Below are 11,718 nucleotides of genomic sequence, written 5' to 3' on the forward strand. Positions count from 1 at the left end.
TTGCATCGGCTTCGTCACGATCCTATTCTAAACCCCGTACCTAACCCCAGAGTCAAGTCTTCCATGCAAACTGCGGAAATGACGATCGGCCGCCTTGCCAAAGCGGCGGGTGTAAACATTGAAACCATTCGCTATTACCAGCGACTACACCTGCTGCCCACGCCTAGCCCCAAGCGTACCGCCTTTCGTACCTATCCGGTTCGCCTAGTTGACCGCATTCGCTTCATCAAACGTGCGCAAGAGCTCGGCTTCTCATTGGTGGAAATTGCGAGCCTGCTAAAGCTCGAAGACGGCACCCATCGCAATGCTATTCGCAAAGTTGCCGGTGATCGACGGCACGAGATTCGCCTGAAGCTTGCCGATCTCAAACACATGGAACGCTTACTAGCCCATCTGATCGACGATTGCGAGACAATGGGTGAAGCGCATCCATGTCCAATCATCACCGCACTGGCCGGGGGAACGAGCGATGTTAAATGCCACGGACATCATAAGACAGCGGAACGCCGCTAATTTCCTATTAGTGCTGATGTAAATGCGTTGAATTTGAATCATCAGTGTAGCCACGCAGACGATCGTAAATTTAAGTAAGTGGGTCTGTTTGTCGTCGATGCAGCTAGCGGCGAACAGCGACTGGACCATGCTTCCATCGATCGCACCACCACGGTGGTGACACCAACAACGGTTAGAGCTAACTTAATTTGTGTGACGATGATTTCCTCGAATAACCGTTAATATCCTTTCATTGACTGTATTGGCAACGGTCTTGCCGCCGCCGGGCGCACGCGTGGTCGACATAGGATCGCCGGTCCATTCGTACGCCACCGCTCCTTTCGGCTGCCGATACCAACCAGGATCGGCGTAGTCGCCACGCTTCAAACCGTCGCGCACTTTGACGACCGTAAACATGCCGCCCATTTCGATAGGTCCAAACGGGCCGGTGCCGGTCATCATCGGCAACGTATTTTCCGGCAGCGGCATTTCCATTCCGCCCATGGAACCGCCGCGCTCACCCATGATCATGTAATCGGGCACGAGCTTCTGGATCTTCTCCAGCAAATCGCGCTGATCGACACCGATCATGGTCGGCACGTCGTGTCCCATCGCATTCATGGTGTGATGCGATTTGTGACAATGAAGTGCCCAATCACCCGGTTCGTCGGCAACGAACTCGATGGCGCGCATTTGGCCGACAGCAACATCGGTGGTCACCTCCGGCCAGCGCGCCGACTTCGGTACCCAACCGCCATCAGTGCCGGTGACCTCGAACTCATGGCCATGCAAATGAATAGGATGGTTCGTCATCGTTAAATTGCCGACGCGAATACGTACGCGGTCACCGCGACGGCAAGCGAGCGAATCGATGCCGGGAAACGCACGACTATTGAAGGTCCACAGATTGAAATCGGTCATGGTGTTGACCTTCGGTGTGTAGCTGCCGGGATCGATATCGTATGAATTGAGCAGAAACACGAAATCGCGGTCGACTTTCATGAAGCTTGGATCTTTAGGATGCGTGATCCACGAACCCATCATGCCCATCGCCATCTGCACCATTTCGTCGGCATGCGGGTGATACATAAATGTGCCGGGGCGTCGGGCAACAAATTCGTACACAAAAGTCTTGCCGACCGGAATGTGCGGTTGCGTGAGCCCGCTGACGCCGTCCATGCCGTTCGGTAAACGTTGGCCGTGCCAATGAATCGATGTGATCTCCGGCAGTTTGTTGGTCACGAACATGCGGACGCGATCCCCTTCGACCACTTCAATCGTCGGACCCGGCGACTGGCCGTTATAACCCCACAGATGCGCTTTCATGCCCGGCGCTATCTCGCGAACGATCGGTTCCGCCACCAGGTGAAACTCCTTTACGCCGTTGTTCATCCGCCATGGCAACGTCCAGCCATTGAGCGTTACCACGGGGTTGTAGGGTCGGCCGTTTGGTGGCGCGTGTGGGGGTTGCGTAGCGCCACTCGTTTGTGTCGCCACGTCGGGCAATGCTGCCAGCGATACCTTGCCGACGGTTGCGGCGGCAACGGCAAGGCCGGCCCCGCGAAAAAAATTGCGTCGAGAAACCATATTAATGCCCTCTTCCATCGAATTTATTAATGACCGCCGCTGCCGCTATCCGTAGCCGGCATAGCAGCAGTCATGTGCCTCATTGCCTCGGGCGATTTCACAGATAGTGCAGTCTGCAAATCGGTGTCAGCGATCCAGAAGTCGCGTTGCGCATCGAGGTACCGATTTACCGCGGCGACTTGTTCGCGCGCATCGGCCAGTAGCTCGAAGACGCTAATCAGCATGCCGTTGTAACGCAGCAGATTTTCGTCGGCGATTTGCTTGTGCAACGGCACTATCTCGTCACGATAGTGCTTGGCGATGTCGAAGGCGGTGCGGTAACCGTGATAGCTCTCGCGTACTTCCGAACGCGCGCCGATGGCGATTTCACGCAAGCGATAAGCAGATTGCAGATAGATCGCCTCGGCCTTGGCCCCTCCCCCATCGAACAACGGAATCGATAGCTCGATTTCGTAGCCGGTCTGGCGCGGTTGTTCATTGGAGCTATTGCGGATAACGCCGAGATCGAGAACATTCACGAAGCGGGTGGCCTTCGACAGCCCAAGCGATTTGGCGATCCCCTGGGTTTCAAGCCGAGCCGCCTGAACGTCAAGCCGCTCATTGAGCGCTCGACTTTCGAGATCGACTATTTCCTGCGCTTCCTTGGGCAGCTTCGGCAAACGTTCGGGTAATTTGAACGCGATGTCGTTGCCCCATGCACCGAACAACCGCGTCAAACGTTTGCGTTCACTTACCGACGCCTGGCGTGCTCGGGCGAGCTGCGCGGTTAGCTCGGCATAGAAAGCTTGCTCGCGCGCCTGCTGCAACTTGCTCCAATTGCCGGCTTGTACCATGCGGCGGGCGAGTTCGGCGCTGGCTTCGGCTGCCTGTTTCGCCTGTTCTAAATACTGTGCGGTTTGCTCGGCGGCGATGGTGCTGTAGTAACTCTTGCGGGTCTCGGCGGCGAGCGCCAGCACGTCGATCGCCGCTTGCAACTTCGCTTGTTCGAAACGACGCGATTCGATTTGTCGCCGGATCGGCAGCGTAAACAGGCCGAGCACATCGAATGTGAGCGTGCGCTCGATCTCGATTTCATCGCCCTGGGCCAACCGTGCATAACTGAAGCTCGGATTGTGCAGCCGTCCGGCCTGCACCAAGTCAGCCTCGGCAATCCCAAGCTCGGCGTAACTCGCTTGTAGTCGCGGGTTGTTGAGCAGCGCAATTTGCACTGCTGCCTCAGGCGTCAATGGTTGTGTCAACAAGGCGGTGATGGTTTGCTTGTGCATCGCGGCGGATTCGCCGGGTCGCGCAAGTTGCACGTCTTGGCCTACGCGTTCGCGCGTAGCCGCCGTCACTGTGTCGAAACCGCCGTCGCTGCTGAAGGTCGCGCATCCAGCGATAAGCACAGGGACTAATCCGAACACGCCGCTGCACAGTGCTTTTACCTTTATATGGTCGATCATGGCGAACCTTCAACCGGCGTGTGCACCGGCGATTCACCGTCGTTCATGGGTGTAGCCGTTGGTGCCGGCATATTTTCTGGATGACTGTCCGGGTTTCCGATGGCGTCGTTAAGCACGCGCCAATCAGCCGGTACCGATTCTTGGTAGACATGGTAGCCGGAAAACGTCGATAAATAAGCCGCCGGCGCCACGTGTTCATTGGCATTCGTCGGTTCCAGACTGGACGCGGACAGTGCCGACAACGGCAACAGCGCCGTGCCGGCGATAGCAAATAAAAATGTACGCATAAACATCCCTCGCGTGATGAGGTTGCTCTTGCGCGTCCCTGCACCTGCAACATTCGCACGTCCTTGTGCCGCAGAATCGATGCGTGTGCGCAAACCTGCACGTATGTGCGATAACGAGTACACACCGCACGGCTTAACCGTGGTGGGTGTGTCAGCTCAAGCAAGGATCAAACGGGGAGGTCGTTCGAAACGATCGACGGCATGGTTTAACGACAGGGTAACCAGCCAGAACTCTGGAGTATCTGAAGATACATGAACATCGAGACGTAAATCGGCGACTGGAAGTAAAGATCCCGAGGAGCTGGCAGGGCAAGAGGAATGATCGCCGGAGATATCCCCGATAGGGGACTTCTTAGAATCCGAGTTTGAATGGTCACCATGGTGCTGCAATTGCTCGCTTCCATGTTCATGGCTGGCGTGAGACTCGGTTCCAAGCGCGCCGCTATGGAAGCAATGCCCAGTCAGCGCCGCCCCGCTTTGTAATGGCAACAGGATAGCTAACAGCAGGCCTAACAGAAAGTGGGCATGCATTTTCACAGTGCTATTTTGTTCAGGGGCAACCATTAATACAAGCGTTCAATGGCGTTTGATCATATTGGTTCAATGACACGCTCCGAATACGACAAATAGTTCGACATTCTGCCCGCTTTTGCTGGTTACGCGATGCGACGCTTACGTTACTGGCACTTATGAATGCCGGTTACTCGGAAGAAGCCGGCGCTTGGCGCGACTGGCTGTTGCGGGCGATGGCCGGCAGTCCGAATCAAATGCAAATTATGTATGGCTTGAGAGGTGAACGGCGACTGTACGAAGACGCCCGTCCGGTGCGCGTCGGTAACGCCGCCCATGCGCAGTTACAGCTAGACGTATTCGGCGAAGTCATGGACGCGCTGTATCAAGCACGACTCAACGGGTTGAAGCCAAACGATGCCGCATGGGCCATGCAACGCGCCCTACCCACTTATCTGGAAACGGTGTGGGAGCAACCGGATTACGGTATCTGGGAAGTACGCGGTGCCGCTAGACACTTCACTTATTCCAAAGTCATGGCCTGGGTTGCTTTCGATTGCCTATGCAATGTGCGGCCGTTCAGCCGATGCCGAAGCGCTCTATCGACGATTAAGCGCGCTTGCCAACGACGTCGGCTTACTGGCCGAAGAATACGATGTCCATGCACAGCGCATGGTCGGCAACTTTCCGCAGGCGTTTTCTCATGTCGCATTGATTGGAACCGCGTACAACTTGAAGTGGACCATCAAGCCAGTGGAACAACGATCCGAATCACCACTGAAATTCTAACGGCAATAACAATTTGGAACTGCTATTGCGTGGAATATCGTCGCATAACGTCAGGTTAGAATTATTTATGGATGTATAAAAAATCCCCCCTTCACAATTCTGTGAAATTGGGATATCTACCGTCGAAGATGTTCCGTTCGGCATGCGCGGTAACCCGCCGTTGCCTTCCACGGTTTTATAAAAAGCTCTTCCTTAATTACGCATACGGACTATCAATGGCTAAACGTTGGCAACTGCCGCCGCTTCAATCGCTGACGTTTTTCGAGGCAGCAGCACGGCATCTCAGCTTTACCGCCGCTGCGCGCGAGCTCCATACGACGCAACCGGCGATTAGTCACCATATCCTTCGTCTTGAACAAGATTTAGGCTCAGCGCTGTTCAAACGACAACATCGGAGTGTAACGTTAACGGAGGCCGGCGCGCAGTTACACGAGGCTGTAAGTACAAGTTTGAGCACGCTTCATCTTGTCGCCGGTGAGATTCGTTCGCGCCGAAAGGCAATGACCGTATCGACCGACTTCGCGTTCGCCGCCTATTGGTTGCTACCACGCATGGCAATGCTCAGGAAGTTGGCTCCCGATCTTGATGTCCGCATCGTCGCTTCGCAATACTATTGCGACATTCGCCAAGAGCCGGCAGACGTGGCCGTTGTATTCGGCACCGGCCACTGGCCCGACCGCATAGCGACCTTGTTGATTCCAGAAATTGTCATTCCCGTATGCAGCCCGAGTTTTCGCACAGGGCAACGACTCAGCGGTGACCCCGGTGATCTAGTCGGTGTGCCGCTGCTTCATCTCGAACGATCGGATCCAGCGAGCTGGCTGTCATGGAAGGATTGGTTCGATCTCCATCGAATTACCGTTAGTCAAACCGAGCACGATTTCACCATTAATAGTTACCCCTTAGTGATCCAGGCGGCAATTGGCGGGCAAGGAGTAGCGCTCGGATGGCTTCCGTTGGTAGAGGAAGCGCTGCGCAACAAACAATTGGTGACCGCCGCTCGTCAGCCGGTAAAGACCAAGCGCGGCTATTTCTTGGTTGAATCAACAGCGGCGACAAAGCCGGTATATATGGAAAGATTCCGTCGTTGGATTATCGATGAGTGCCACGAATCGATGGCACAGCATTCCACCATGCTCGGTAATTTGTCGAGTGATTCTTCCGCCAGATCTTCTACGTCGCACAGAAAACAGCTGGTTTAAGCGGAGGATTAGACGTATTTTCTTGGTTACGCCTTTGCACGTTTCGCTATCAACGCACGGGCCGCTCGACTATTCGGTTGGATACCTAATGTTGTAGAAATGAATTCGCCGGCGTTGATCAGTTTCTCGATATCGATGCCGGTATGAATGCCTAGCCCTGCGAGCATATACACAACGTCTTCAGTCGCGACATTGCCACTGGCGCCGTCTGCATATGGGCAGCCGCCAAGGCCGGCGACCGCACTATCGAATGTCGCCACGCCCATTTCGAGCGAGGCATAAATATTGACGAGCGCCTGACCGTAGGTGTCATGGTAGTGGCCGGCGAGTTTCTCGACCGGCAGGTGGCGGTCGACGGCTTCTATCATCGCTTGTGTTTTGCCCGGCGTGCCGACACCGATCGTATCGCCGAGCGATATTTCGTAGCAGCCCATTTCGAATAACTGTCGGGCGACGTCGGCAACCGCACTGGGCGCGATCGCGCCTTGATAAGGACAGCCGAGTACGCACGACACATAACCGCGCACGCGTATCTGCTGCCCGCGTGCGCTTTCCAGTACCGGACGAAAGCGCTCCAGGCTTTCGGCGATCGAACAATTAATATTCTTCTGCGTGAATGCCTCGGAGGCGGCAGTAAATACGGCGACTTCGTCGGCGCCGGCTGTCACCGCGGCCTCAAAGCCTTTCATGTTGGGCACTAGCACGGGATAGGCAACGTCCGGCCGGCGTTGGATTGTCGCCATCACTTCGGCAGCGTCGGCCATTTGTGGCACCCACTTGGGCGACACGAATGCGGTCGCTTCAATCGTTCGCAGGCCCGCTTCCGCCAATCGATGAATCAACTCGATCTTGGCTGCTGTCGCGACGATCTGTTGTTGGTTCTGCAGGCCATCGCGCGGGCCGACCTCGACAATTTTGACTTTGCTCGGCATCGCCATGGGTTTCACCGACTCATTAATTCTTTCTCGAAGTCCACCAGTTCCGCACCCTCGACCACCTGTGCACCGACCGCAAAACGAAACCCGCGTACGGTACCGGCGGCAGGTGCAGCAAGCGTGTGTTCCATCTTCATCGCTTCCAATACTAACAGGGGCGCACCCTTGTCGACGCGCGCGCCCGGTTTGGCCAACAGTGCCACGACTCGCCCAGGCATGGGCGCAAGCAATTCGCCATCGGGTCGATTGTCATCGTGGTGATACACCAACGGCTCGACAGCAATGAGTTGATGGGCATGACCGCGCAAAAACACATAATGTTTGTCCGCGGCCATAACCACGGTAGCGTCCAGCCGTACACCATCTAACTCGGCCCGCAACGCCGCATCCGTACCCAATTTTCCGCGCGCACGGACGACGGTGTCGCCGACCCCAAGGCGATACGTGCCGTCGTCATAACTGACGGTAATTGCCTGCTCGATATCACCGTGACGAAATTTCAGTTGTCGCTGGGCGATCCCGTTGAGGCGCCAGCCATCACGCCAGTGCCAAGGTGAACATCGGTCACCGCCTTGCTGTGCCTGTACACGTGCCCGCTGATTCTCGCGCAACAACGTCGCCAGCGCGGCGAGTAAATACGCATCCAGCGGCACAACTTCTGAAGGGAATAAAAACGCGCGTTCGCGCTCGATCAATCCGGTATCCAGATCGGCATTAGCGAACGCCGAACACGCCGCGATCCGTGCCAGAAACTCGACATTATTAGCGACACCGGCAACGCGATACTGCGCAAGTGCCTGTAGTAATCGCTGGCGCGCTTGCTCGCGATCTGTGTCCCAGACAATCAGCTTGGCAATCATCGGGTCATAATACGGCGTGATTTCATCGCCCAGTTCGACACCGGTATCGATACGTACGTGTGGCGACTCGTCTGGCGCGGTTAGGTGCAGGAGCTTGCCGGTCGACGGTAGAAATCCTTTAGCAGGATCTTCGGCGTATATACGTGCTTCGATCGCGTGACCACGAATTGTTAGTTGTTCCTGCGTCAATGGCAATGGCTCGGCGGCGGCGACCCGCAATTGCCATTCGACCAAATCGAGATTGGTAATCATCTCCGTCACTGGATGCTCGACTTGCAAACGCGTGTTCATCTCCATGAAATAAAACTGTCCGTTAGGTTCGACGATGAACTCCACCGTGCCAGCACCGCAATAACCGACCGCATGCGCGGCGGCAACAGCGGCCTCTCCCATCTGCCGGCGTCGTTCGTTCGTTAGTCCGGGTGCTGGTGCTTCCTCAAGAACTTTTTGATGGCGACGTTGTACCGAACAATCACGGTCGAACAAGTGCAAGCAATGACCTTGGTTATCGGCGAACACTTGAACTTCAATGTGCCGCGGCCGTTGCAGATATTTCTCGATAAGCACTCGATCGTCACCGAAGCTCGATGCCGACTCACGTTGGCACGATGCCAACGCATCGGCGAAGTCGGCGGCCTTTTCGACAATGCGCATGCCTTTGCCGCCACCACCGGCCGCCGCCTTGATCAGCACCGGATAGCCGATCTTCTTCGCCTCCGCCTTGAGCGAGGCAACGTCTTGATCGTCGCCGTGATATCCCGGCACTAACGGCACACCGGCCTTTTCCATTAAGGCTTTGGCAACACTCTTGTTGCCCATTGCACGAATGGCCGCGGCCGGCGGACCGACAAATATGACACCGGCGTGCGCACAAGCTTCGGCGAAATCTTCGTTTTCGGACAGGAAGCCGTAACCTGGATGAACCGCCTGGGCACCGGTTTTAGCGACGGCGTCGAGCACACGCTCGATATCGAGATAACTTTCTCGCGCTGGCGCCGGTCCGATCATTACGGCTTCATTGGCCAGGCGGACGTGGCGCGCATTGGCGTCGGCCTGCGAATACACCGCCGCCGTTTGCACACCCAAACGTCGTGCCGTCTTGATGATGCGACAGGCAATTTCGCCGCGATTAGCAATGAGTAGCTTTCGGAACATACGTTATTTCATCCAGCTCGGCCGGCGCTTTTCCAAAAATGCGCCAATTCCTTCGCGCGCCTCCGGCGTTGCACGCAAACGGGCGATTTCATTGGCGGTGTGCTCAACCACTTCTTCGTTGATCGACCGTGGGGCGACACGATCGATCAACGTCTTCGCCGCCGCTTGCGCGTGCGGCCCGCCTGCTAGCAAGGTATCGACAATTTCACCAATCCGTCGATCTATCGCTTCATCGGCGATCACCTCGTGCACCACGCCGATCCGGCGCGCCTCTTGCGCCTCAAAGCGCTCCCCTGTCAGAAAATATCGGTGAGCGGCGCGGGTACCGATTGCGGCAATAACGTAAGGACCGATCGTTGCCGGAATCAAACCCAAACGCACCTCGGAAAGCGCAAACTGCGCCGACGTCGCCGCGACAGCAATATCGCACACCGTGGCGAGACCCAAGCCGCCACCGAGTGCCGCACCGTGTACCCGTGCCAACGTCGGCTTAGACAACATATATATAGTATTGAGCATCTGTCCCAGGGCGAGTGCGTCGCGCTGATTTTCCGCCTCGGTATAGGCGGCGGCGCGTTTCATCCAGCCGAGATCGGCGCCGGCGCTGAAGCTCTTACCACGTCCGGCCAACACGACGACGCGAACGTTTGGGTCTTTATCGAGTGTCTGGAACGTCTCTGTTAGCTCACGAATTATCGTCTCGTCGAGCGCGTTATGCACCTCGGGACGATTCATCCAGACGTAAGCAACTTGTCCGCGGGTTTCGAGCTCCAGGCCTTGATGAATCATGATCGTTCTCCGCACCGACTCCGTTCACAATTAGCACTCACCGTAATTGGCGGTCCCTTTCCCCTGAGTGGCAGCAATTACATTCGGAATACCCCAAATTCCGTTCGTTCGACCGGCGCGTTTAACGAAGCCGAAATCGCCAGTCCCAATATCCGCCGTGTCTGTGCCGGATCGATCACGCCGTCGTCCCATAACCGCGCCGTCGCATAATAAGGATGGCCTTGAGTCTCGTACTGCTGACGAATCGGCGCCTTGAACACCTCCTCTTCCTCGCGACTCCAGGTCTTGTCGCCACGTTTAACGGAAGCGAGCACACTCGCCGCCTGCTCACCGCCCATGATCGAGATGCGCGCATTCGGCCACATCCACAAAAACCGTGGCGAATACGCGCGGCCACACATGCCGTAATTACCGGCGCCGAAACTACCGCCGATAATCACGGTAAACTTCGGTACCTTCGCGCACGCCACCGCCATCACCATCTTCGCGCCGTGCTTGGCGATGCCTTCGGATTCGTATTTTTTGCCGACCATAAAGCCGGTAATGTTCTGCAGGAACACGAGCGGAATACCGCGTTGTGTGCAGAGCTCGATAAAATGCGCGCCCTTCAATGCCGACTCGGAAAACAAAATACCGTTGTTCGCCAAAATGCCGACCGGATAGCCATGCAGACGTGCAAAACCCGTGACCAACGTCGCGCCATAACGCGGCTTGAACTCATCGAATACCGAGCCGTCGACTAGCCGCGCAATCACCTCGCGCACGTCATACGGTTTACGTGTGTCCTGCGGAATTAACCCGTAGATTTCCTCAGTGGCATAAAGCGGCTCTTCGGATTCGGCCAATTCGAGATCGATTGCCTTGGGACGGTTGAGATTAGCGACGATACGGCGTGTGAGATAAAGCGCGTGCGCGTCATCCTCGGCGAGATAGTCGGCAACGCCGGAGACACGCGTGTGTACGTCGCCGCCACCTAGTTCTTCGGCGCCGACCTCCTCGCCCGTCGCCGCTTTAACCAATGGCGGACCCGCGAGAAAAATCGACGCCTGGTTTTTGACGATCACCGCTTCATCCGCCATTGCCGGAACGTAAGCGCCACCGGCGGTACACAGCCCCATTACCACCGCGATCTGCGGGATGTTCTGCGCCGACAGATTTGCCTGGTTAAAAAAGATACGCCCGAAATGATCGCGATCGGGGAACACTTCGTCCTGCGCCGGCAAGAACGCACCGCCAGAGTCGACCAGGTAGATACACGGCAAGCGGTTCTGCTGCGCAATCTCCTGTGCCCGCAAATGCTTCTTCGCCGTGATCGGATAATAGGTGCCACCCTTCACCGTCGCATCATTGGCAACAATAATGCACTCGCGCCCCGATACGCGGCCGATCGCCGTAACGATACCCGCCGCCGGGATTCCATTGTCATACATCCCATAAGCGGCGAGCGGCGACAGCTCGAGTAACGGACTGCCGGGATCGATCAGCACCTCGATGCGATCGCGTGCAAGCAATTTGCCGCGTGCCAAATGCTTCTTACGCGCCTCGTCGCTGCCGCCGCGCGCCGCCGTCGCTGTTTTATCCTTAAGGTCCGCGACTTGCTTCTGTAACGCCTCGGCATTGCGCCGAAATTCCTCCGACTGCGTGTCGATTTTGGAATGCAGACGTGTCAT

The 11,718-nt window shown here is 56.4% G+C and carries 10 protein-coding genes and 1 pseudogene; 3 read left to right on the plus strand and 8 right to left on the minus strand.

Annotation, left to right across the window (positions count from 1 at the left end; all coding sequences use genetic code 11):
• Positions 1 to 63 precede the first annotated feature (63 nt).
• Positions 64 to 513, plus strand: coding sequence for a MerR family DNA-binding protein (locus tag HY308_11625; protein ID MBI3898929.1), 450 nt, complete (start codon positions 64 to 66; stop codon positions 511 to 513).
• A gap of 183 nt (positions 514 to 696) precedes the next feature.
• Here HY308_11625 and HY308_11630 read toward each other — a convergent pair whose 3' ends face one another.
• The 4 genes from HY308_11630 to HY308_11645 all read right to left on the minus strand — a co-directional run bounded on the left by HY308_11630 (position 697) and on the right by HY308_11645 (position 4,372).
• Positions 697 to 2,079, minus strand: a complete 1,383-nt coding sequence (locus HY308_11630) for a copper oxidase (protein MBI3898930.1) — start codon at positions 2,077 to 2,079, stop codon at positions 697 to 699.
• 26 nt (positions 2,080 to 2,105) lie between these two features.
• Positions 2,106 to 3,521, minus strand: coding sequence for a TolC family protein (locus tag HY308_11635; GenBank protein ID MBI3898931.1), 1,416 nt, complete (start codon positions 3,519 to 3,521; stop codon positions 2,106 to 2,108).
• Entirely contained in the window at positions 3,518 to 3,808 is a 291-nt protein-coding gene (locus HY308_11640; GenBank protein ID MBI3898932.1) for a hypothetical protein, read from the minus strand. The genes HY308_11635 and HY308_11640 overlap by 4 nt, the downstream gene beginning before the upstream one ends.
• 156 nt (positions 3,809 to 3,964) lie before the next feature.
• Positions 3,965 to 4,372: a hypothetical protein gene (locus HY308_11645; protein MBI3898933.1), complete on the minus strand. Its 408-nt coding sequence runs from the start codon at positions 4,370 to 4,372 to the stop codon at positions 3,965 to 3,967.
• A 125-nt stretch (positions 4,373 to 4,497) separates the two neighbouring features.
• Between HY308_11645 and HY308_11650 the strand changes: the two are divergent.
• Together HY308_11650 and HY308_11655 are read left to right on the plus strand one after the other, a co-directional pair.
• A pseudogene (locus HY308_11650) lies at positions 4,498 to 5,107 on the plus strand (hypothetical protein).
• A gap of 215 nt (positions 5,108 to 5,322) precedes the next feature.
• Complete coding sequence (locus HY308_11655) at positions 5,323 to 6,309, plus strand: LysR family transcriptional regulator (GenBank protein MBI3898934.1); 987 nt, start codon at positions 5,323 to 5,325, stop codon at positions 6,307 to 6,309.
• A gap of 26 nt (positions 6,310 to 6,335) precedes the next feature.
• Here the strand turns inward: HY308_11655 and HY308_11660 are convergent, their stop codons facing one another.
• The 4 genes from HY308_11660 to HY308_11675 all read right to left on the minus strand — a co-directional run bounded on the left by HY308_11660 (position 6,336) and on the right by HY308_11675 (position 11,718).
• Entirely contained in the window at positions 6,336 to 7,247 is a 912-nt protein-coding gene (locus tag HY308_11660; protein MBI3898935.1) for a hydroxymethylglutaryl-CoA lyase, read from the minus strand.
• 5 nt (positions 7,248 to 7,252) lie between these two features.
• Entirely contained in the window at positions 7,253 to 9,259 is a 2,007-nt protein-coding gene (locus tag HY308_11665) for an acetyl/propionyl/methylcrotonyl-CoA carboxylase subunit alpha (protein ID MBI3898936.1), read from the minus strand.
• A gap of 3 nt (positions 9,260 to 9,262) precedes the next feature.
• A complete protein-coding gene (locus tag HY308_11670; GenBank protein MBI3898937.1) occupies positions 9,263 to 10,048 on the minus strand; it encodes an enoyl-CoA hydratase/isomerase family protein in 786 nt (261 codons plus the stop codon).
• Between the two features lie 77 nt (positions 10,049 to 10,125).
• Complete coding sequence (locus tag HY308_11675; GenBank protein ID MBI3898938.1) at positions 10,126 to 11,718, minus strand: methylcrotonoyl-CoA carboxylase; 1,593 nt, start codon at positions 11,716 to 11,718, stop codon at positions 10,126 to 10,128.

Source organism: Gammaproteobacteria bacterium, assembly GCA_016199745.1.
Lineage (GTDB): Bacteria > Pseudomonadota > Gammaproteobacteria > Acidiferrobacterales > Sulfurifustaceae > JACQFZ01.